A 21,336-nucleotide genomic window follows, 5' to 3' on the forward strand; every position below is an offset into this window, starting at 1 on the left:
GATCGACCTGGCCGAGCCGTGGGAGGAGGTCAGCGTCTACCCGGGCATCTCCGCCCGCCTGGGCGCCGAGGTCACCCCGGAGACCGGTGTCGAGGAGCTGCGCAAGCTGGCCACCGAGCACGGCATCCCGTTCGAGAAGGACTGGGGCCACGGTCAGATCGTGCTGGAGATGGTCGAGCGCCTGCTGGAGGAGAACGCCGTCCGGCCGACCTTCATCAAGGACTACCCGACCGAGGTCTCCCCGCTGACCCGCCAGCACCGCTCGCGGCCCGGTGTGGCCGAGAAGTGGGACCTGGTGATCTTCGGTACGGAGATCGGCACCGCCTACTCCGAGCTGGTCGACCCGGTCGAGCAGCGTGCCCGCCTCACCGCCCAGTCGCTGCTGGCGGCCGGCGGCGACGTCGAGGCGATGCAGGTGGACGAGGACTTCCTGCGCGCCCTGGAGTACGCGATGCCCCCGACCGGTGGCCTCGGCCTCGGCGTGGACCGCCTGATCATGCTGCTGACCGGCAAGAACATCCGGGAGACGGTGCTCTTCCCGCTGGTGAAGCCGGAGCCGAAGGCTTCCGCCGCGACGGCGGAGAAGACCGAGGAGGAGTGACCTGATGGACTACGTCAGCGCGATCGTGCCGCCGCTGGTCATGGCGATCGGCTTCGGGTTCCTGGTGCGGGCCATCATCCGCAGCCAGGGCGGGGCCCAGCGGGCCAAGGAAGACGTCGACTGACACCGTCAGCCGTCCCGAACGACCGGCGCGCCGCCATTCCCGATTCCGGGGGTGGCGGCGCGCCGGTTTGGCGCACTTCACAAGATTTGCCCCATTCACTCCCTATCCTGGCCGCACTATGGTCCGGCAACTCGGCGAACTTGAGAACGCCATCATGACCCGGGTGTGGCAGTGGAACCGACCGGTCACGGTTCGCGAGGTTCTCCTGGATCTGCGGTCGGAACGCGAAATCGCGTACACCACGGTGATGACCGTCCTGGACAAGCTGCACAGAAAGGGCTGGCTGCGCCGCGAGCGGGTCGGCCGGGCCTATCGATATGAACCGGTCTCCTCGCGCGAGGCGTACACGGCGGCCCTGATGAACGACGCCTGGGCCACCAGTGACAATCCGGCGGCGGCCCTGGTGCACTTCTTCGGCCTGATGTCGCCCGAGCAACGCGAAGCGCTCCGGGACGCCTTGCGGGTGGCCGCACTGTTCCCGTCCGATCCGGCCGGCGCCGATTCCGCGGACGGCGGACCGGATACCGGGGGGACGGAACCGGGGGCGGCGCGATAACGTCCCGACCATGGAGGTCACCATCCGCCGGGCGCGGACCACGGACGTGCGGGCAGTGCGCGGGCTCATCGACGCCTACTCGCGCGACGGCATTCTGCTGGACAAGCCCACAGTCACACTGTTCGAATCCGTCCAGGAGTTCTGGGTCGCGGAACGCGACGACAACGGCGTGGTGGTGGCCTGCGGCGCACTGCACGTGATGTGGGAGGACCTCGCCGAGGTCCGCACGCTCGCGGTGGATCCGGCCGCCCGGGGCACCGGGATCGGGCACCTGCTGCTGGAGAAGCTGGTGCAGACCGCACGCTGGCTGGGCGTCCGTCGGATTTTCTGCTTGACGTTCGAGGTCGCCTTCTTCGCGAAACACGGTTTCGTCGAGATCGGCGAGGTCCAGGAAACCGATGATGGTACGACAGACCCGGCGGCGATCGCTACAGATGTCTATGAAGAACTCCTCCGCTCGTACGATGAAGGCGTCGCCGAGTTCCTCGACCTGGAGCGGGTGAAGCCCAACACACTGGGCAACTCGCGCATGCTGCTGCACCTCTGAGACGCTCCACCGGGGTCAAGGGTTTGTGTTTTCCGGAGAAAGGCGCTTTCCTTTCCTCAGGCAATGGGTCGTTTAGCGGAAAGGGAAGCCCGTGGCACAGAGGGTGCAGGTCATTCTTGAAGACGATCTCGACGGCGGTTCGGCGGACGAGACGGTGACGTTCGCCCTCGACGGCGTTGCCTACGAGATCGACCTGAAGAGCGCCAACGCGGACAAGCTCCGCGGGCTGCTGGCGCCGTACGTGGAGAAGGGCCGCAAGCAGAGCGGCCGGCTCGCCGGCACCCGTCGCCCTGGCCGCGGCGGGGCGGCGCGTCCGTCCGGCGGCGGTGCGCCCGACACCGCCAAGATCCGCGCGTGGGCCAAGGAGCAGGGCCTGGAGGTCAACGACCGCGGCCGCGTTCCGAGCAACGTGCGCGAGGCCTACGAGAAGGCCAACGCGTCCTGATCCGACGCCGTCGGCCCGCCGGAGCGGGTGCGGGGCCCCGGCGGCCGGAGGTGGCGCCGCCATCACACGCACGGGGCGCGGAGGAGTCTCCTCCGCGCCCCGCGGCGCGTGCCCCGCGGGGCACCGTCGACCCGGCACCGGAGGCCGGGCGGCCCCGGGCGCACACCCGGGTCCGGGCGCACGTCCGGGCACGTGCTCGGGCGGCGGAACAATCACGGGCTGTGCAACGCTGTAGGGGCGAAGCGGTGACGCGGACACCACCGGGCGGCCCGCCCGGCCACCCGGCCGCGGTCGAACCCCCGCCACCACGGCCCGACTTCTCGCCAGGCGAACACCGCCACCGCGGAAACTGCGCGAGAACCGCCCCGATACCGGGTATGAATGCAGGTGGACGGGTTCTTCGGCCCGTCCAGGGGCAGTATGTGCGACCGGCCGGAGCGGTTCCGGCCGCGCCCCCGGCGGCTCGTGTTCGCCGATGGCGTAGCGGAATCCGGTGCATCCGGCCCGCCTGTGGGAACACCGATTCCCAGCATCAGGTTGGGATTGGTGTCGGCTGGTCGCGCAGCATCTCGCTCCTCTACCGGGGAGTGAATCCGTGGGCCGCGCCGCTGAGCGGGACTAGCATGCGGAAGGACAGGGCGGGGACGGACCCCGAACTGCCCGACCGCTCTGAGGAGCGATAAACGATGTTCGAGAGGTTCACCGACCGCGCGCGGCGGGTTGTCGTCCTGGCTCAGGAAGAAGCCCGGATGCTCAACCACAACTACATCGGCACCGAGCACATCCTCCTGGGTCTGATCCACGAGGGCGAGGGCGTCGCCGCCAAGGCCCTGGAGAGCCTCGGGATTTCTCTTGAGGCCGTTCGCCAGCAGGTCGAGGAGATCATCGGCCAGGGCCAGCAGGCCCCGTCCGGTCACATTCCCTTCACCCCCCGGGCGAAGAAGGTCCTGGAGCTGTCGCTCCGCGAGGCCCTCCAGCTCGGCCACAACTACATCGGCACCGAGCACATCCTGCTCGGCCTGATCCGCGAGGGCGAGGGCGTCGCCGCCCAGGTCCTGGTGAAGCTGGGCGCCGACCTCAACCGGGTGCGCCAGCAGGTCATCCAGCTGCTCTCCGGCTACCAGACCGGCGGCGGCAAGGAGTCGGCCACGGCCGGCGGGCCCGCCGAGGGCACCCCGTCGACCTCCCTGGTCCTGGACCAGTTCGGCCGCAACCTCACCCAGGCCGCCCGCGAGGCCAAGCTCGACCCGGTCATCGGGCGCGAGAAGGAGATCGAGCGGGTCATGCAGGTGCTGTCCCGCCGCACCAAGAACAACCCGGTGCTGATCGGTGAGCCCGGCGTCGGCAAGACCGCCGTGGTCGAGGGCCTGGCCCAGGCGATCGTCAAGGGCGAGGTCCCGGAGACGCTCAAGGACAAGCAGCTCTACACGCTGGACCTGGGCGCCCTGGTGGCCGGCTCGCGCTACCGCGGTGACTTCGAGGAGCGCCTGAAGAAGGTGCTCAAGGAGATCCGCACCCGCGGCGACATCATCCTGTTCATCGACGAGCTGCACACCCTGGTCGGCGCGGGCGCCGCCGAGGGCGCCATCGACGCCGCCAGCATCCTCAAGCCGATGCTGGCCCGCGGCGAGCTGCAGACCATCGGTGCCACCACCCTGGACGAGTACCGCAAGCACCTGGAGAAGGACGCCGCGCTGGAGCGCCGCTTCCAGCCGATCCAGGTCGCCGAGCCGTCGCTGCCCCACACGATCGAGATCCTGAAGGGTCTGCGCGACCGCTACGAGGCCCACCACCGGGTCTCCATCACGGACTCCGCCCTGGTCGCCGCCGCCACCCTGGCCGACCGGTACATCTCGGACCGCTTCCTGCCGGACAAGGCGATCGACCTGATCGACGAGGCCGGTTCCCGAATGCGCATCCGCCGGATGACCGCGCCGCCGGACCTGCGCGAGTTCGACGAGAAGATCGCCGACGTGCGCCGCGAGAAGGAGAGCGCGATCGACGCGCAGGACTTCGAGAAGGCCGCGTCCCTGCGCGACGACGAGAAGCAGCTCCTGCAGGCCAAGGCCAAGCGCGAGAAGGAGTGGAAGGCCGGCGACATGGACGTCGTCGCGGAGGTCAACGAGGAGCTCATCGCCGAGGTCCTGGCCACCGCCACCGGCATCCCGGTCTTCAAGCTGACCGAGGAGGAGACGTCCCGCCTGCTGCGCATGGAGGACGAGCTGCACAAGCGCGTCATCGGCCAGAAGGACGCCATCAAGGCGCTCTCCCAGGCCATCCGGCGCACCCGTGCGGGCCTCAAGGACCCGAAGCGCCCCGGCGGTTCGTTCATCTTCGCCGGCCCGTCCGGCGTCGGTAAGACGGAGCTGTCCAAGACGCTGGCGGAGTTCCTGTTCGGCGACGAGGACGCGCTGATCGCGCTCGACATGTCCGAGTTCTCCGAGAAGCACACCGTCTCCCGGCTGTTCGGCTCCCCGCCCGGCTACGTGGGCTACGAGGAGGGCGGCCAGCTGACCGAGAAGGTCCGCCGCAAGCCGTTCTCGGTCGTCCTCTTCGACGAGGTCGAGAAGGCCCACCCGGACATCTTCAACTCGCTGCTGCAGATCCTGGAGGACGGTCGCCTGACCGACTCCCAGGGCCGCGTGGTCGACTTCAAGAACACCGTCATCATCATGACGACCAACCTCGGCACCCGGGACATCTCGAAGGGCTTCAACCTCGGCTTCGCGGCCGCGGGCGACACCCAGACCGGGTACGAGCGGATGAAGGCGAAGGTCGGCGAGGAGCTCAAGCAGCACTTCCGCCCCGAGTTCCTGAACCGTGTCGACGACATCGTGGTGTTCCACCAGCTGTCCGAGGACGACATCATCCAGATCGTCGACCTCATGATCGACAAGGTGGACGAGCGGCTCAAGGACAAGGACATGGGCCTGGAGCTCAGCGTCGAGGCCAAGAAGCTGCTGGCCAAGCGCGGCTACGACCCGATCCTGGGTGCCCGTCCGCTGCGCCGCACCATCCAGCGCGACATCGAGGACCACCTCTCCGAGAAGATCCTCTTCGGCGAGCTGCGGGCCGGCCACATCGTCGTCGTGGACGTCGAGGGCGAGGGCAAGGACGCCAAGTTCACCTTCCGCGGCGAGGAGAAGTCGGCCGTCGCGGACACCCCGGCCGCGGTCGCCTCGTCCGGGCCGGACCTGACGAAGTAACCCAACTTTTAACAGACAACTTCACAGCCACCGAGCCCCCGGCGTTGACGCCGGGGGCTCGGCGCGTTCCGCTTCCGCCGCGCCCGGCGCGGTCCGGACCCGGATGGCTGGCCTCCGCTCCGGCTGGTGCGGGTGCGCCCGGTTTCTCAGCGACCTTTAACGAACATACGGTTGACAGACAGTCAGGTGATGGGAAGTCGCGGAGGATAGCGCCGTGACCATGTCACGGTCAAGGTCTATCTTTTCTGTGCACGCTTGTATCAAATGACGTCCACCTGTCTTTCATTTTGGTTTGCCGGGCTTTGGCCAACAGCTGGCCCCGGTCGGGGAGGACGTCACAACGTTGAAGAACACCAGGAGAACCGCTGCGGCTGCCACTGCCGCAGCGGTCATAGTCACGCTCGGCGCGGGCCTGTTCCCGGCCACCGCCGTCGCCGCAGGCTCGGCCCCGGTCCCGCGGGACCCGGCCGACGCCGTCCAGAGCACCGAGCACAACATCCCGGGCCCGCTGACGGCGAAGGTGGAGGCGGAGCAGAAGGCCGCCACCCAGAAGCTGCTCGACGGCACCGCCCAGGTCGAGAAGCACAACGGCTCCACCAGTGTGAAGCTCGGCAAGGACAAGTACGTGGAGCTCGCCCGCGAGCGCACGGACAAGATCTTCACCATCCTCGTCGACTTCGGTGACCAGGTGGACAACACCACCAAGACGCCGGACGGCAAGGTCAAGTACGGCGGCGAGGCCGGCCCGAAGCACAACGAGATCGCGAAGCCGGACCCGGCCACCAACAACTCGACCGCGTGGCAGGCCGACTACAACCAGCAGCACTTCCAGGACCTGTACTTCGCCAAGGACAAGCCCTCGCTGAAGACCTACTACGAGCAGCAGTCCTCGGGCCGCTACTCGGTCGACGGCGTGGTCTCGGACTGGGTCCGGGTCCCGTGGAACGAGGCCCGCTACGGCTCGGACTACTGCGGCTCCAACGTCTGCGCCAGCGCGCAGGACCTGATCCGCGACGCCGTGGACATCTGGTACAAGGACCAGCTGGCCAAGGGTCAGACCGACGCCCAGATCAAGGCGACCCTGGCCCAGTACGACCAGTGGGACCGCTACGGTTCGCACCACGACGGGAACTTCAACCAGCCCGACGGGTACATCGACCACTTCCAGATCGTGCACGCCGGCGAGGACAAGTCGGCCGGCGGCGGCAAGCAGGGCAGCAAGGCCCTGTGGGCCCACCGCTCGTACGTCTACGGCAACCTGCAGGGCACGGCCGGCCCCGACGGCAACAAGCTCGGCGGCGTCCAGGTCGGCACCAGCGGCATCTGGATCGGCGACTACACGATGCAGCCGGAGAACGGCGGCCTCGGCGTCTTCGCCCACGAGTACGGCCACGACCTCGGTCTGCCGGACCTCTACGACACCGCCGGCAAGGGCATCGACAACTCGGTGGGCTTCTGGTCGCTGATGTCCTCGGGCTCCTGGCTCGGCGAGGGCAAGGGCAGCATCGGCGACATGCCGAACGACCTCGACGCCTGGAGCAAGTACAAGCTCGGCTGGCTGAAGGCCGACCGCGCCAAGGCCGGCACCGAGTCGACCCACCACATCGGCCCGGCGGAGTACAACAGCAACCTGCCGCAGGGTCTGATCGTCGACCTCCCCGCGAAGAAGATCACCACCGAGATCAACAAGCCGTTCGCCGGCGCCGGTGAGTGGTGGAGCGGCAGCGCCGACAACCTGAACGTCACGCTCACCCGCGACATCGACCTGACCGGCAAGACCAAGGCCAGCATCAACGCCAAGGCCTGGTACGAGCTGGAGCAGGACTTCGACTACGCGTTCGGCGAGGTCTCCACCGACGGCGGCAAGACCTGGACCGTCGTCGACGGCACCTGGAACGGCACCGCGCTGCCCCGCGAGAACGACCGTCCGGCCCTCAGCGGCCAGGTGGCCACCTGGGGCGACCTGTCCTTCAACCTGGACGCCTACGCGGGCAAGCAGATCAAGTTCCGCTACCACAACAGCACCGACGGCGGCCTGCACTTCCGCGGCCTGACGCTGGACAACATCGCGGTCGTCGCCGACGGCGCCACCGTGTTCAGCGACGACGTCGAGAACGGTGACAACGGCTGGGTGGCCGACGGCTTCTCCCGCTTCGGCGGCTCGTACACCAAGGACTACGCGCAGTACTACATCGCGGAGAACCGGCAGTACGTGTCCTACGACCGGACCCTGAAGACCGGCCCGTACAACTTCGGCTTCGCCGACCGCCCGAACTGGGTCGAGTACTACCCGTACCAGCCCGGCCTGCTGGTCTGGTACTGGGACGAGTCGCAGACGGACAACAACGTCAGCGCCCACCCCGGCCAGGGCCTGATCCTGCCGGTCGACTCGCACCCGACCCCGCTGAAGTGGAGCGACGGCACCCTGATGCGTCCGCGCATGCAGGGCTACGACTCCACCTTCGGCTCGCGCCGCACCTCCGGGATGACCCTGCACAAGGCCGGCGTCGAGACCGTCGTGCCGAAGGCCAAGGGCGTCGACGAGTTCAACGACCTGAAGTCGTGGTGGAGCAAGGACAACCCGTACAGCGGTGTCAACGTGCCGAAGACCGGCACCAGCATCGAGGTCGAGAACGAGTCCTCGAACTACCTGGAGACCTGGATCCGGGTCCGCCCGGTCGACAACTGATCGCCACCCCGGTAGCGATCGGCCTGTGACCAGGCAGCTCTGACAACTCCACGTCCGGCCCGTCCCCGCAGCGCGCGGGGGCGGGCCGGACGCCTTTCCGGGCCCGCCCGCCTCGCCGAACCCCGGCGCCTCACCGAATCCAGGCGCCTTGCCGAACCCGGTGCCCGCCGACCCGGCCGTCAGGCCTTACCGGCCGGCAGCCGGTCCAGGAAGGCGGCGGCCGCCACCGCGACGTCGGCGCCGGTCCAGTCGAGGGCGGGCGCGGCGACCGTGACCTCGGTCATCGACAGCCCCGGCGGACCGCACGCGCGCCAGGCCCCGAACAGCCCGATCCCGGTGTCCTCGGCCAGCCCCAGCCCTGCCTCCTCCAACTCCCCCGCCGGGTACGGCAGCCAGAGCTGGAACTGGTGGGTGTGCGGCGGAGCCGGGTGCACCCGGGCGCCGGGGACGGCGGCGAACGCCCGGGCCAGCGCCTCGGCCACCGTCCGGGCGTGCCCCACGTACCGGGCCAGCCGCGGCAGTTCGCGCTCCAGCCCGGCCAGCGCGGCCAGCGCGAACGGCCACTGCTGGTAGAGCTGCCCGCCGTAGCGGTGCCGCCAGGCCCGGGCGGTGCGGACGAAGCCGCCGGGGCCGGCCAGCGCGGCGCCGCTGATCCCGCCGAGCGTCTTGTAGAAGGAGACGTAGACCGAGTCGGCCAGGCCCGCGACCTCCGGCAGCGGACGGCCGAGGGCCACCGCGGACTCCCAGATCCGGGCGCCGTCCAGGTGCAGCGCCGCACCGTGCTCCTCCCGCACCACCGCGGCCAGCTCCACCAGCTCCGCCCAGCCGGGCAGCACGAACCCGGCGTCGCGCAGCGGCAGCTCCAGGCTCAGTGCGGCGTACGGCTCGTCCAGGGCGCGCAGTTCCGCGGCGGTGGGCTGGCGCGGCGCCTCGGTCGGCCAGAGGCTGCGCAGCCCGGACAGCACGCCGAGCGCGTGCCGCTCGTGCCGGTCGGTGTGGGCCAGCGGGTGGGTGGCCACGGTGCGCGACCCGGCCGCCTCGGCGTGGATCCGCAGGGCGATCTGCTGGGCCATCGTGCCGGTCGGGAGGAACACCGCGTCCTCGGTGCCGAGCAGCCCGGCGACCCGCTGCTCCAGGGTGCGGAGCACGCCGTCGCCGTACTGGTCCGGGCGGCCGTCCAGGTCCGGGCGGCCGTCCAGGTCGGGAGCGGCCCCGGGCCCGCCCGGCGGCGGGCCGGCGAGGTCGGCGAGGCGTTCGCGGATGCTCTGCGGCCGGGGCCCGGACAGCAGCCGCTCGCAGCCGCGCAGGGCGGCGAAGCGGCGGTCCGACAGGCTCGGGCGGTCACTGGAGTCGGGGTCTTCGCTCCTGTTGCCATACATGGCTCGATGGTCCCCCAGCGGGCGGGACCGGTCAGCGGTGCGGACGGAAAGCGGTTCGAGCCGGTCAAACCCCGGCCGCGCGTGGTGCTGGTCACAGGCCTTCGGCGCGGTACGAGCGGCGGTAGTAGCGGATGCCGGGGACGCGGCGGGTGCCACGGAGCGGTCGTGAGCGATCCGATCTCATGATCATTACTCCGTCGGTTTGAATCTCCCGCGCCACGCTGACTACATCCCGTAGTACGTCACACCGTTTGGGCGTCCGCTCGGTGACCGTTACACCTGAGTGGTCCCCCGCTCAGCACGCGCCCGAACGGGCCCTTCGTGCTGCCCTCGTACGACCCGTGAGGTTCGGCAAGCGATGTCCACCGTCCCGCCCGTGGGGCCGGCCCTGCGCCGGCTCGCCGCCCGCACGGCGGCCCAGGCCGCCGCCTGGCAGCCCCGGATCGGCCACGCCGTCCGCACCCGCGCGTCCGTCTGGCAGCCCCGGATCGGCCGTGCCGTCCACACCCACGCCGCCACGCCGTTGCGTGCCCTCGGGTCGCCCCGGCACTCCACGCTGCCCGGCAGCCGACAGCGGGCCGAGCACGACCACGCGCTGGTCTCGGCCGGAGCGGTCGCCACGCTGCTCGCCGGTGTGCTGCTGGCGGCCACCCCGGGCACGGCCTCGGCGCAGACCGTCCTGCCCACCACCCCGGGCAGCTCGGCCTTCACCGTGCCGCGGGCGGAGGTCCCGAGCGCGGGCCTGGTCCAGGTGGCCGGCCCGAGTCCGTACAAGCTGCCCGACGACGGCGACTCGGCGCAGCAGTTCGTGGCGGTGGCGCCCAACCTGCTGCCGCTCGAACCGCCGTACCCCGGTCCGGACCCCGCCGCCGAGCCGGCCCCGGAGCCCGAACCCGAACCCGAGCCCGCGCAGGAGCCCGCGCCCGCCCCGGGGTGGTCGGCGCCGGTGCCGAACGCGCCCACCAGCAATCCGTACGGGAAGCCCAACCGCGGCTACGCGGCCGGGTACCACACCGGGGTGGACTTCGCGGTCTCCCCGGGCACGCCGCTGCTGGCGGTCGGCGACGCGACCGTGGTGTCGGCCGGCTGGGACGGCGCGTACGGCAAGGAGGTCGTGCTGCGGCTGGCGGACGGGCACTACGCGCAGTACGCCCACATGTCCTCGGTCGCCGTCTCGGCGGGCCAGCGGGTGTCGGCGGGCGAGCGGATCGGGCTGTCCGGGAGCACCGGCAACTCGACCGGCCCGCACCTGCACTTCGAGATCCGCACCAGCAACCGCTACGGCGCGGTGGTCAACCCGATCGCGTACCTCGCGGGGCACGGCGTCACGAACTTCTGAGCCGCCCGGCGGCGCCCGGTCGGCGTCGTTCCCGGCCGTCGTTCCCGGCCGGCCCGGTTCCCGCCCCGCCCCGTTCCCGCCCGGCGCCGCGCTCAGCCGACGCTGCCGGCCGGATGGCTGATCCGGGCGCCGATCTCCAGCGCGATGTCCCGGGCCGCCCCGATCGCCTCGCCCAGCTCGGCGGGGGGCGGCTGCTCACCCCACACGTTCGGGCTGTGGGGGCAGTCCGCGTTGTCCTGCTTGACCAGGAACAGCGACGAGTGGACGGTGAACAGCGCCATCGCGGCCCGCAGCCGGTCGTGGAAGTCCGCGCCCGGACCGTGCACCAACTGCATCATGGTGATCATGCGGTCCTTGAAGGCCAGCCCGGCCGGGGACTCGCGCAGCGCGGGCTGGTTCTCGTGGAAGAAGCGCAGCAGCGGGGCCCGCTCGGCCATCCCGTCCGCGAAGCGGCGGATCAGCTCGTCGCGCACCGCGGGGCTCCAGTCCTGCTTGCGGCCCCACGTGATGGTGTCGTCGATCGGCGCGGCCATCCGCTCGACGATGCCCAGGACGATGTCGTCCTTGGTCTTGAAGTGGTAGTAGAGCGCGGCCTTGGTGACGCCCAGGCGGTCGGCGATCTCACGCAGTGAGGTCTGCTCGTAGCCCTGCTCGGAGAAGAGCTCCAGCGACACCTCGATGATGCGAGCCCGGGTGTCGCTGCGGGGGCTGTGCGGAGTGGCCATGGCCTGCCTCATGACTGCGTCGGTGACTGTTGCGGACCCCGGGGCGGGAGCCGCTCCGGACTCATTCTCCCTGCCCAGAAGGCCGGTCGGGAAACTGGCTTGACGACCGGCTAGTAAACAACCTACCGTGCCGACGGTCGATAAACTAGCCGGGCGACAAGTAAGTGAGCCGCCGCACGGCACGCCGCTCCGTCCGAACCACCCTCCGGGAGACCCCACCTCATGTCACAGTCCAAGACCGTCGGCCCGGTGCCGGAGGACAAGACGCCCGAGGAGGAACAGCCGCGGTCGCCGCGGGAGATCCGCCTCGTGATGATCGGCCTGGTCGTCACCATGCTGCTGGCCATGCTCGACAACCTGATCGTCGGCACCGCGATGCCGACCATCGTCGGCGACCTCGGCGGCGCCGAGCACCTGTCCTGGGTCGTCACCTCGTACACCCTGGCCACCGCCGCCTCCACCCCGATCTGGGGCAAGCTCGGCGACATGTACGGCCGCAAGGGCACCTTCCTCACCTCGATCGTGATCTTCCTGGTGGGTTCGGCGCTGTCCGGCCTGTCCCAGAACATGAACGAGCTGATCGGCTTCCGCGCCGTGCAGGGCCTGGGCGCCGGCGGTCTGATGGTCGGCGTCATGTCGATCATGGGCGCGCTCGTCCCGCCGCGCGACCGCGGCAAGTACCAGGGCATGTTCGCCGCGGTGATGGCCCTCGCCACCATCGGCGGCCCGCTGGTCGGCGGCTTCATCACCGACCACCTGAGCTGGCACTGGACCTTCTACATCAACCTGCCGCTCGGCGTCGTCGCGCTCGCCGTGGTCGTCGTCACCCTGAAGCTGCCGAAGGTCCGCAGCACCGCCAAGATCGACTACCTGGGCGCCGTCCTGCTCACCGTGGGCATCACCTCGCTGGTGCTGATCACCACCTGGGGCGGCCAGCAGTACGCCTGGGGCTCCAAGGAGATCCTCGGCCTGGCCGCGCTCGCCGCCGCCTCGCTGATCGCCTTCTGCTACGTGGAACAGCGGGTCGAGGAGCCGATGCTCCCGCTGAGCCTGTTCCGCAACCTGAACTTCACCCTGGTATCGATCATCGGCTTCGTCGTCGGCTTCGTGATGTTCGGCTCGACCGTCTTCCTGCCGCTCTACCAGCAGATCGTCCAGGGCGCCTCGGCCACCAACTCCGGGCTGCTGCTGATGCCGATGATGTTCGGCATGCTGGTGATCTCGCTGGTGGTCGGCCAGGCCGTCACCAAGACCGGCAAGTACCGGATCTACCCGATCATCGGCACCCTCGTGATGACCGGCGGCATGATCCTGCTCTCCACCATGGGCACCGGGACCAGCAGCTTCACCTCGGCCTGCTGGATGGTCGTGCTGGGCGCCGGCATGGGCTTCCTGATGCAGATCACCATGCTGGTCGCGCAGAACAGCGTCGAGCTCAAGGACATGGGCGTGGCCAGCTCCACCGCCACCCTGTTCCGCACCATCGGCGGTTCCTTCGGTGTCGCGCTCTTCGGCGCGCTGTTCAACAACCGGGTGACCGACACCATGAAGGAGCGGCTCGGCGAGCAGGCCACCGCGGGCGGCGGCGTTCAGGACCCGGGCCAGATGAGCCCGGCCGCCCTGCGCAAGCTCCCCGAGGCCGTCCAGGACGCCTACCACCACGCGGTGTCCAACGGCATGCACACCGTCTTCCTGTGGGGTGCGGGCGTGGCCGTGATCGCGATCGCCGCGGCGGTGTTCCTGCGCGAGGTGCCGCTGCGCGGGACGGGCAAGGGCGAGAAGCCGGCCGAGGCCTCGCTGGAGGCGGCGGCCGTCTGACGGCCCCCGCCCGTACGGCGCCCCCGGGAGGTATGTCCTCCCGGGGGCGCCGCGTTTCGTTCGCGGGGGCTTCGCGCTCCGGCCGTGGGGCCTTCGCGCTTCGTTCGCGGGGCCTTCGCGCTTCGTTCGCGGGGGCGGCTACTGGGGCAGCCGGTACACGCCCTGCTCGACCGGCTCGACCAGGCCGTCCGCCACCAGGCCGTCCAGCGCCCGGGCCCGCTGCACCGCGTCCGGCCAGACCGCGTCCAGCCGGGCCTGCGGCACCGTCCCGTGCGCCTCGCGCAGCACCGCGAGCAGCTTGCCGCGCACCTGGCGGTCCGTCCCCTCGTAGGACTGTCCGCGCCGGGCCGGGCCCTCGTACGGCGGGCGGCCGGCCCGCTGCCAGGCACAGGCGGTGAACAGCGGGCAGTCCCCGCACTCCGGGCCGCGCGCGGTGCAGACCAGCGCGCCCAGCTCCATCACGCCGACCGCCCAGGTGGCGGCGGTCTCGGCGTCGTCCGGCAGCAGCGCGGTGGCGGTGCGGCGCTCGGCGGCGGTGGTGGCCTGGGCCGGGTACTCCACGCCGGTCACCGCGCGGGCGAAGACCCGGCGGACGTTGGTGTCCAGCACCACGTGCCGCTGGCGGAAGGCGAAGGAGGCGACGGCGGCGGCCGTGTACTCGCCCACCCCGGGCAGCGAGAGCAGGGTGGCGTGGTCGTCCGGGACCTCGCCCTCGTGCTCCTCGGTGATCGCCACCGCGGCCGCGTGCAAGCGCAGCGCCCGGCGCGGGTAGCCCAGTCGGCCCCACATCCGGACCGCCTCGCCGGGCGCCTCGGCGGCGAGGTCGGCCGGGGTCGGCCAGCGGGTCAGCCAGGCCTCCCAGGCGGGCAGCACGCGCTTGACCGGGGTCTGCTGGAGCATGAACTCGCTCACCATGACCGCCCACGGCGTCGCGTCGGGGGCCCGCCAGGGAAGGTCCCGCTTGCTCGCCTCGTACCAGTCGAGGACGGTCGAGTGGAACAGCGGCAGGGGCATCGGCGGCCGGGTGGCACCGGCGGCGGCGGGAGCGGTGATGGCAGTCATGGCCCTTCGATCCTCCCATGCCCGCCCGCCGGGCCGAAGTGGACCGGATCGCTCCCGATCGCCCCCTGGCCGTCCCCCGACTGCCAGCCGACTGCCAGCCGGTCGCCCCCCGGTTGCCCGCCGGCTGCCCGCCGGGGGAACTTCCGGAAAATCGTCCGGTTGGGGCTCGCTCGAACGGGTCAAATGGCGGATCATGTGAAGGAAGGGGCGACTGTGCGGTGTTGGTGAGTCAATCGCCACACACAGTCTCGTAGAGTTTGATCGTGCCTTCTCTGCGTCAACCCGTCGGACCACTGCCGGCCTCGATCTACTGGCGTCGGCGCGTCGTCGTGCTCGTCGCCGTCGCGGCGGTCGTCGCGCTGATCGCCTGGCTGATGATCGATCAGGGCGGGGGAGGTGACGGCGGCTCACAGGGCAACGCCGCGCAGGCCGTTCCCTCCCAGTCCCAGACCCCGGCCCAGGCCATCACGCCCGGTGCCTCCCCGAGCGGCCCCGCGGCGCGCCCGGGCGGCGGCACCGGCGGCCCGGTGGCGGGAGGCGGCGGCACCGAGGTCAACCTCAGCGGCGGCACCGGCGCCGGCGGAGCCAACCCGGCCCCCGGGGGCGGCGCCGCACCGGCGACCGGCGGCGGCACCGGTGGCGGCACGGGCGGCTCCGGCAGCACGGGCGGCGTCCCGGCGGTGAACACCCCCGAGATCATGGCGCTGCCGGTCTGCACCTCCTCGCAGGTGGCACTGGAGCTGGCCGGCACCCAGAACTCGTACCAGCCCAAGGACAAGCCCCGGCTGGCCCTGACGGTCAAGAACTCCGGCGCCAACTGCCGGGTGGACCTGGGCCGCACCGCCTCCGTGATCACGGTGAGCGGCAGCAACAACGACCGGGTCTGGTCCTCCGGCGACTGCCCGGCCGACAAGGGCAACATCTGGGTGCAGCTCGGCGCGAACGGCAACCAGACCGAGACCTTCACCTGGGACCGCAGCCGCAGCAAGCCGCAGTGCGCCACCGCCGACCAGACCCCGCCGCCGAGCGGCACCTACGTGGTGCTCGCGGAGCTCACCGGTCTCTCCGGGGACAAGGTCTCGGCGCGGGCGTCGATCCGACTGGACAGCTGAGAACCGGTCAACTTCCCCCGGAGCCCCCGGCCGTCGCACGGCCGGGGGCTCCGTCGTGTCCGGGGAACGCCTCCCCGGGGCCGGACGCGGGGCGGGAGCACCGGTCGCGGACGGGCGACGGCCCCCGGGGAGGGGCTCCCCGGGGGCCGTCGCCGTGGCACGGGCGTCCGTACGGCTGCGCGTCCGGTCAGACGTAGCGCTCCAGGATGGACGATTCGGCAAGACGGGACAGGCCCTCGCGGACCGAGCGGGCACGGGTCTCGCCGACGCCCTCGACGGTCTGCAGGTCGTCGATGCTCGCGGCCAGCAGCTTCTGGAGGCCGCCGAAGTGCTCGACCAGGCGCTCTATGACCGTGTTGGGCAGGCGCGGGATCTTCGCCAGCAGGCGGTAGCCGCGCGGTGAGACGGCGGAGTCCAGCGACTCCGGCGAACCCGAGTAGCCGAGCGCCTTGGCGACGGTCTGGAGGTCCAGCAGCTCGGCGTGGGTCAGCGCCTCCAGGTCGGCCAGCACCTCGGTGACCGTCCGGCCCTTCTTGGCGGCCCGCTCCGGGAAGTAGTCCCGGGCGACCAGCTCGCGCTCCGGCTCCACCCCCGCGATCAGCTCGTCCAGCTGGAGCGAGAGCAGGCGGCCGTCGATGCCGAGCTCCAGCACGTAGCCGGCGATCTCGGTGGCGATCAGCCGCACCATCTCCAGGCGCTGGGCCACGGCGGTGACGTCCCGGACCGTCACCAGGTCCTCGATCTCCAGCGCCGAGAGCGTGCCGGCCACCTCGTCCAGGCGCAGCTTGTAGCGCTCCAGGGTGGCCAGCGCCTGGTTGGCACGGGACAGCACGGTGGTGGAGTCCTCCAGCACCCGGCGGGTGCCGTTGACGTACATCGCGATCAGCCGCATCGAGTGCGAGACGGCGACCACCGGGTAGCCGGTCTGCCGGTTGACCCGCTCGGCGGTGCGGTGGCGGGTGCCGGTCTCGTCGGTGGGGATGGTCGAGTCCGGCATCAGGTGCACGCCGGCCCGGACGATCTTGGTGATGTCCTTGTCGAGCACCACCGCGCCGTCGAGCTTGCACAGCTCGCGCAGCCGGGTGGCGCTGAACTCGACGTCCAGGACGAAGCCGCCGGTGCACAGGGACTCGACGGTCTTGTCGAAGCCCAGCACGATCAGACCGCCGGTGTTGGCCCGCAGGACCCGCTCCAGGCCGTCACGAAGCGCGGTACCGGGCGCGATGGCGGTGAGGGAGGCCCGCAGCAGGGCCTCCTCGCGGGAGGCCTTGTCCGCCCCCCGGTCGCTGGCTGCCACGTGACTCCTCCGGTCGACCCGTGCCGCGCGCCTCACGCCGTGCGCCGGTCCGCGGTCTGTTGCTCTGTCGCTCAGTACCGCTCGGTACTGCCTTCTGGCCAATGAGACTGGAGAAAGTCTAACTGTGTGTGGCTTCGGCAGGGCTTGGGTCAGCGCAGTTCGTCGGAGTCGAGCGGCTCCCAGCCGTCCATCAGCTCCTCGGAGTACGCCGCCGGGCGGTCCGCGGCCCGGGCGGAGCGCGGGGCCGGCGGTGCCGACGGGGCCTCACCGCGCGGCTCGGTGCGCGGCTTGGCGGCCGCACGGCGGCGGCCCGGGATCGCCCGCAGGGCCTCGCCGATGTCGGCCACCTCGACCACCTTCATGCCCGCCGGGACCTTGCCCGGGTCCGGCGGGACCAGGGCGTGGGTGAAGCCCAGCCGGTGCGCCTCGGCGAGCCGCCGCTGCACACCCGTCACCCGCCGTACCTCGCCCGCCAGGCCGACCTCGCCGATCGCCACCAGGTTGCTGGGCAGCGGGGTGTCGGTGGAGGAGCTGGCCACCGCCAGCGCCACCGCGAGGTCCGCGGACGGCTCCGTCAGCTTCACCCCGCCGACCGTCGCGGTGTAGATGTCCTGCTTGCCGAGCTTCACCCCGCCGTGCCGCTCGACCACGGCCAGGATCATCGCGATCCGGGGGGACTCCAGGCCCGAGGTCGTACGGCGCGGGGACGGGATCTGCGAATCCACCATCAGCGCCTGCACCTCGGCCACCAGCGGGCGCTTGCCCTCCAGGGTGACGGTGAGGCAGGTGCCCGGAACGGGCTTGTCACGCCTGGTCAGGAAGAGGCCGGACGGATCGGCCAGGCCGACGATGCCCTCGTCGTGCAGCTCGAAGCAGCCGACCTCGTCCGTGGCGCCGTAGCGGTTCTTGACCCCGCGGATGAGCCGCAGCCGGGCGTGCCGGTCCCCCTCGAAGCTCAGCACCACGTCCACCAGGTGCTCCAGCAGGCGCGGGCCGGCGATCTGGCCGTCCTTGGTGACGTGGCCGACCAGCAGCGTCGCCATGCCGCGCTCCTTGGACGCCCGGATCAGCGCGCCCGCCACCTCGCGCACCTGGGCCGGGCCGCCGGGGGCGCCGTCCAGCTCGGCGGAGGCGATGGTCTGCACCGAGTCCAGGATCAGCAGGCCGGGGTTGACCGCCTCGATGTGCCCGAGCACCGCGCCGAGGTCCTGCTCGGCGGCGAGGTAGAGGTGCTCGGAGAGGGCGTCGATCCGGTCCGCGCGCAGCCGGACCTGGCCGGCCGACTCCTCGCCGGTGACGTAGAGCGTGCGGTGCTGCGCGGTGGCCGCCTTCGCGGCGACGTCCAGCAGCAGGGTCGACTTGCCGACGCCGGGCTCGCCGGCCAGCAGCACCACCGCGCCGGGGACCAGACCGCCGCCGAGCACCCGGTCCAGCTCCGGCACGCCCGTCGAGCGGGCCGTCGCGACCTGGCCGTCCACCTGGGCGATCGGACGGGCGGGCGCGCTGACCGGGCCGGCGGCCGTGGTGCGGATCGGCACCGCGCCGTACTCCTCGACCGTGCCCCAGGCGTTGCACTCCGGGCAGCGGCCGACCCACTTGGGCAGCTGGTTGCCGCACTCGGTGCAGCGGTACGCCGGGCGCGGCTTGGCGGTGGTCTTGGAACGCGGAGGCATGCGGCCCACGGTAGCGCCTGGGTACGACAGCGACGGTCCGCCGGCGGGCTCGCCGCGCATCCACACAGATGGGCGATGTTGTTACCCGAAAGAAGTACATACACGGCGAATGGCCGGGATCAGCCGTCCGCGTTCTCTACCGTCGGATGGGTGACGACGAGAACTGTTGGGCCGACCGGGTCGGTCGAGCCGGGCAGGTGGGGTGCACCGGGCCGGGCGGTCAGGTCGGGCTCCGGTGGACAGGGCGGGGCTCGGGCCGGGTCGGCCGGGGCCCGGATCGGACCGGCCGGGTCGGCGGGGACGCAGGCCGGGGCGCAGGCGCGTCCGGCCGGGACGCAGGCCGGGGCGCAGGCCGGGGCACGGGCCGCTGCCGCGCTCGCGGCGTACGACCGGCAGGTGGACGGCCTGTTCACCTACTGCCTCTCGGTGCTGTGCGAGCACGACGCGGCCGCCGACGCCCTGAGCGAGGTCCGCGAGCTGGCACGGCGGCACGGCGCCCGGCTGGCCGAGCCCGGGCTGCTGCGCGCATGGCTGTTCTCGCTGGCCCGGTACTGCTGCCTGCGCCGCCTCGCGGGCGGGACCGGTGGCGGGAGCGGTGGCGGGACCGGTGCCGAGGCCGGGCGGGCCGACACCGTCGAACCGGACGAGGCCGAGGCGGCCCGGCGGCGGCACGAACTCTCCTCGCTCGCCTGGCCCGAGGCCGCCGGAACCGACCCGGAGCAGCGCGAGGCACTGGAGCTCTCCGTCCGGCACCGGCTGACCCCGCTGGAGGTGGCGGCGGTTCTGGGCCTGCCGTTCGAACGGACCCGCGCACTGCTGGCCACCGCCGAGGCCGAGGTGGCCCGCACCCGGGCGGCCCTGCTGGTGCTCGGCGTGGGCGGCTGCCCGGAGCTGGACCGGCTCGGCGGGGCCGGGGCGGAGTCCTGGCGGGACTGGGTGCTCGGCCCGGCGCTGCGACGGGAGCTGGTGCGGCACGTGGTGGACTGCCCGACCTGCCGGGGGACGGCGGAGCGGGTGGCCGCGAGCGAGGCGGCGGAGGGTGCGGGAGGTGCCGAGGGCGCGGGGCGTACGGGCGGCGCGGGGCGTACGGGAGGTGCGGCGGGGCTGTCGGGGCCGGCCCTGCTGCGGGCTCCGGCGGGTGCCGCCCGGGCCGCCACGGCCACCGGCCCGGCGTCGGCACCGGCTGCCGGGGCTACAGCTGGTGGGGCGACGGCTGCTGGGGCTACGGCTGGTCCCACGGCCGACGGCCCCGGGGCGGCCGTGCGGCGTGTGGTTGCGGCTCGGGTGGCTGCGGCGCGGGCGGTGGAACCGGGGCTGCGGTTCGACCGGACCGGCTTTCCCCGGCACCGGATGCCGGACGCCGGGCGCGGGCTGGCGGTGCGCCGACGGGTGGTGACCACCGGGGTGCTCGCGGCCGTACTGGCGGCGCCGGTGGTCGCGCTCTGGGCCGGGCACCGGGGCGGCACCGGGTCGGGATCGGCGGCCGCGGTGTCGGCGGTGCGGGTGGACGCGGCCGGACACCCGGCCGGACAGCGGCCGCGGCCCGCGGTGGACGGATCGGTAGCCCCCGGGTCGTCCGGCATGCCCGGGACGGAGCTGGCTGGGGCCGGGACCGGGGCGATCGCGGGGGGTGGTGGTGCGGGGGGTGCCGGTGCGGCGGGTGCAGAAACGTTGCTTCCCGGTTTTCCGAGGCTCACCTTCCAGGGCGCGGTGATCCCCGTCCCGGCCCACGGCGCCGCCCTCCTCAGCAGCCCGTCCCTGGTCGCCGCACCGGCCCCGTCGGCCGACCAGGCCTCCGCGCCGGGCACCGGCGAGCCCGCCCCCGCCGGACTGCTCACCGTCGAGGCCACCGAGTACGGCAGCCGGACCATCCTCACCCTCACCAACTCCGGCACCACGGAGATCCGCTGGCACGCGGAGACGGACGCGGGCTGGCTCCGGCTCAGCCGCGACGCCGGCACCCTGGCGCCCGGCCAGCGGATCACCGTGATCGTCACCGTGGACGAGGACCAGACGCCGACCACGCACTGGACCGCCCGGATCGCGCTGCCGCCCTCCCAGGCGGTGGTCACCCTGGAGGGCGGACCGCACAACCGCGGTGGATCCGCCACCTCCCCTGCCGACCCGTCGCCGTCGTCGTCGACGCCCTCGTCGACGCCCTCGTCGACACCGTCCGCCACGCCGGCCCCGACCGGTACGCCCGCACCGTCCCCGACCGGCGCGACGACGGCCGCCCCGTCCCCCTCGGGCCCGGCCACCACGACGCCCACCACGGCCCCCTCACCGCATCCGACGGACACGACGACGGCCTCCCCGCCGAGCCGGTAGCAACCGGCCCGGCCCAGCCCCTGGCCTCCCGGCGCAGCGGGGGTTGCGGGGGTTGCGGAGGTTGCGCGCCAGAAGTCGACCCAGCCGACTTCTGGCGCAGGGGAGGGAGCCGAGGCTCCGGCCGAAGCCCCCGGCCGGCTTCTCCCGCAACAGGCCCAGAGGCGCGCCATGTGGACCGACCGATGATTTCCGCCCCAAAGCCCAACCGGGGGCCACGCACAGAAAGTCGGCCCGGCCGACTTCTCGTGCACAACAGCACACGGGCCCCCGGCGCTATGTAGACCGGTCGGCATATTCGTCCGCCAGCCGATCGAGGACAGGCACAGAAAGTCGACCTGGCGATTCTGCTGGCGAAGTATTTGATCTGGGTCGGGCTCAAGCCGTCGTTGTGATGCCGTGTTGGGTGCAGAGTGTGTGGATGCGGGTGGGGCGGCG

At 72.0% G+C, this 21,336-nt stretch carries 15 protein-coding genes; 10 read left to right on the forward strand and 5 right to left on the reverse strand.

What is annotated here, in order from left to right; all coding sequences use genetic code 11:
* The 6 genes from ACWD4P_RS33480 to ACWD4P_RS33505 form a co-directional block, all read left to right on the forward strand.
* On the forward strand, positions 1–601 hold a 601-nt coding region (locus ACWD4P_RS33480), incomplete at its 5' end, for an amino acid--tRNA ligase-related protein (protein WP_449782228.1).
* 242 nt (positions 602–843) lie between these two features.
* Positions 844–1,281, forward strand: a complete 438-nt coding sequence (locus ACWD4P_RS33485; protein ID WP_359821135.1) for a BlaI/MecI/CopY family transcriptional regulator — start codon at positions 844–846, stop codon at positions 1,279–1,281.
* A 10-nt stretch (positions 1,282–1,291) separates the two neighbouring features.
* Positions 1,292–1,828 carry an amino-acid N-acetyltransferase gene (locus tag ACWD4P_RS33490; protein WP_359821137.1) on the forward strand — a complete coding sequence of 179 codons (537 nt, stop codon included), beginning with the start codon at positions 1,292–1,294 and terminating at the stop codon, positions 1,826–1,828.
* A 91-nt stretch (positions 1,829–1,919) separates the two neighbouring features.
* Positions 1,920–2,273: a histone-like nucleoid-structuring protein Lsr2 gene (locus tag ACWD4P_RS33495; protein ID WP_359821139.1), complete on the forward strand. Its 354-nt coding sequence runs from the start codon at positions 1,920–1,922 to the stop codon at positions 2,271–2,273.
* Positions 2,274–2,959: 686 nt separating this feature from the next.
* Positions 2,960–5,479, forward strand: a complete 2,520-nt coding sequence (locus ACWD4P_RS33500; protein WP_359821142.1) for an ATP-dependent Clp protease ATP-binding subunit — start codon at positions 2,960–2,962, stop codon at positions 5,477–5,479.
* 343 nt (positions 5,480–5,822) lie between these two features.
* Complete coding sequence (locus tag ACWD4P_RS33505; RefSeq protein ID WP_359821145.1) at positions 5,823–8,168, forward strand: immune inhibitor A domain-containing protein; 2,346 nt, start codon at positions 5,823–5,825, stop codon at positions 8,166–8,168.
* A 179-nt stretch (positions 8,169–8,347) separates the two neighbouring features.
* On the opposite strand, the gene ACWD4P_RS33510 is transcribed toward ACWD4P_RS33505, so the two are convergent.
* Complete coding sequence (locus ACWD4P_RS33510; RefSeq protein ID WP_449782229.1) at positions 8,348–9,547, reverse strand: threonine aldolase family protein; 1,200 nt, start codon at positions 9,545–9,547, stop codon at positions 8,348–8,350.
* Between the two features lie 358 nt (positions 9,548–9,905).
* On the opposite strand from ACWD4P_RS33510, the gene ACWD4P_RS33515 reads away from it, so the two are divergent.
* Positions 9,906–10,886 (forward strand): M23 family metallopeptidase, encoded by a 981-nt coding sequence (locus tag ACWD4P_RS33515; RefSeq protein WP_449782230.1) that lies wholly within the window; start codon positions 9,906–9,908, stop codon positions 10,884–10,886.
* Between the two features lie 92 nt (positions 10,887–10,978).
* On the opposite strand, the gene ACWD4P_RS33520 is transcribed toward ACWD4P_RS33515, so the two are convergent.
* On the reverse strand, positions 10,979–11,611 hold the full coding sequence (locus tag ACWD4P_RS33520; RefSeq protein WP_359821150.1) for a TetR/AcrR family transcriptional regulator: 633 nt from the start codon (positions 11,609–11,611) through the stop codon (positions 10,979–10,981).
* Between the two features lie 222 nt (positions 11,612–11,833).
* Here ACWD4P_RS33520 and ACWD4P_RS33525 point away from each other — a divergent pair, with 222 nt between their 5' ends.
* The gene (locus ACWD4P_RS33525) at positions 11,834–13,429 is read left to right on the forward strand and encodes an MDR family MFS transporter (RefSeq protein WP_449782231.1); all 1,596 of its coding nucleotides are present in this window, start codon (positions 11,834–11,836) and stop codon (positions 13,427–13,429) included.
* 138 nt (positions 13,430–13,567) lie between these two features.
* Here ACWD4P_RS33525 and ACWD4P_RS33530 read toward each other — a convergent pair whose 3' ends face one another.
* The gene (locus ACWD4P_RS33530; protein WP_449782232.1) at positions 13,568–14,491 is read right to left on the reverse strand and encodes an A/G-specific adenine glycosylase; all 924 of its coding nucleotides are present in this window, start codon (positions 14,489–14,491) and stop codon (positions 13,568–13,570) included.
* 263 nt (positions 14,492–14,754) lie between these two features.
* On the opposite strand from ACWD4P_RS33530, the gene ACWD4P_RS33535 reads away from it, so the two are divergent.
* Positions 14,755–15,603 (forward strand): hypothetical protein, encoded by an 849-nt coding sequence (locus ACWD4P_RS33535; RefSeq protein ID WP_359821151.1) that lies wholly within the window; start codon positions 14,755–14,757, stop codon positions 15,601–15,603.
* Between the two features lie 187 nt (positions 15,604–15,790).
* On the opposite strand, the gene disA is transcribed toward ACWD4P_RS33535, so the two are convergent.
* Positions 15,791–16,849: a DNA integrity scanning diadenylate cyclase DisA gene (disA, locus tag ACWD4P_RS33540; RefSeq protein ID WP_188306273.1), complete on the reverse strand. Its 1,059-nt coding sequence runs from the start codon at positions 16,847–16,849 to the stop codon at positions 15,791–15,793.
* A 200-nt stretch (positions 16,850–17,049) separates the two neighbouring features.
* A complete protein-coding gene (gene radA / locus ACWD4P_RS33545; protein ID WP_449782233.1) occupies positions 17,050–18,573 on the reverse strand; it encodes a DNA repair protein RadA in 1,524 nt (507 codons plus the stop codon).
* Between the two features lie 396 nt (positions 18,574–18,969).
* On the opposite strand from radA, the gene ACWD4P_RS33550 reads away from it, so the two are divergent.
* Positions 18,970–20,901, forward strand: a complete 1,932-nt coding sequence (locus tag ACWD4P_RS33550; protein ID WP_449782234.1) for a BACON domain-containing protein — start codon at positions 18,970–18,972, stop codon at positions 20,899–20,901.
* Positions 20,902–21,336 lie beyond the last annotated feature (435 nt).

The sequence above is a fragment of the Kitasatospora sp. NPDC002543 genome (genome assembly GCF_053594915.1).

Coding starts and splice junctions, on each gene's coding strand:
- ACWD4P_RS33500 (WP_359821142.1), top strand. CDS start 2,960: ATGTTCGAGAGGTTCACCGACCGCGCGCGGCGGGTTGTCGTCCTGGCT.
- ACWD4P_RS33520 (WP_359821150.1), bottom strand. CDS start 11,611: ATGGCCACTCCGCACAGCCCCCGCAGCGACACCCGGGCTCGCATCATC.
- ACWD4P_RS33515 (WP_449782230.1), top strand. CDS start 9,906: ATGTCCACCGTCCCGCCCGTGGGGCCGGCCCTGCGCCGGCTCGCCGCC.
- radA (WP_449782233.1), bottom strand. CDS start 18,573: ATGCCTCCGCGTTCCAAGACCACCGCCAAGCCGCGCCCGGCGTACCGC.
- ACWD4P_RS33525 (WP_449782231.1), top strand. CDS start 11,834: ATGTCACAGTCCAAGACCGTCGGCCCGGTGCCGGAGGACAAGACGCCC.
- ACWD4P_RS33485 (WP_359821135.1), top strand. CDS start 844: ATGGTCCGGCAACTCGGCGAACTTGAGAACGCCATCATGACCCGGGTG.
- ACWD4P_RS33490 (WP_359821137.1), top strand. CDS start 1,292: ATGGAGGTCACCATCCGCCGGGCGCGGACCACGGACGTGCGGGCAGTG.
- ACWD4P_RS33530 (WP_449782232.1), bottom strand. CDS start 14,491: ATGACTGCCATCACCGCTCCCGCCGCCGCCGGTGCCACCCGGCCGCCG.
- ACWD4P_RS33510 (WP_449782229.1), bottom strand. CDS start 9,547: ATGTATGGCAACAGGAGCGAAGACCCCGACTCCAGTGACCGCCCGAGC.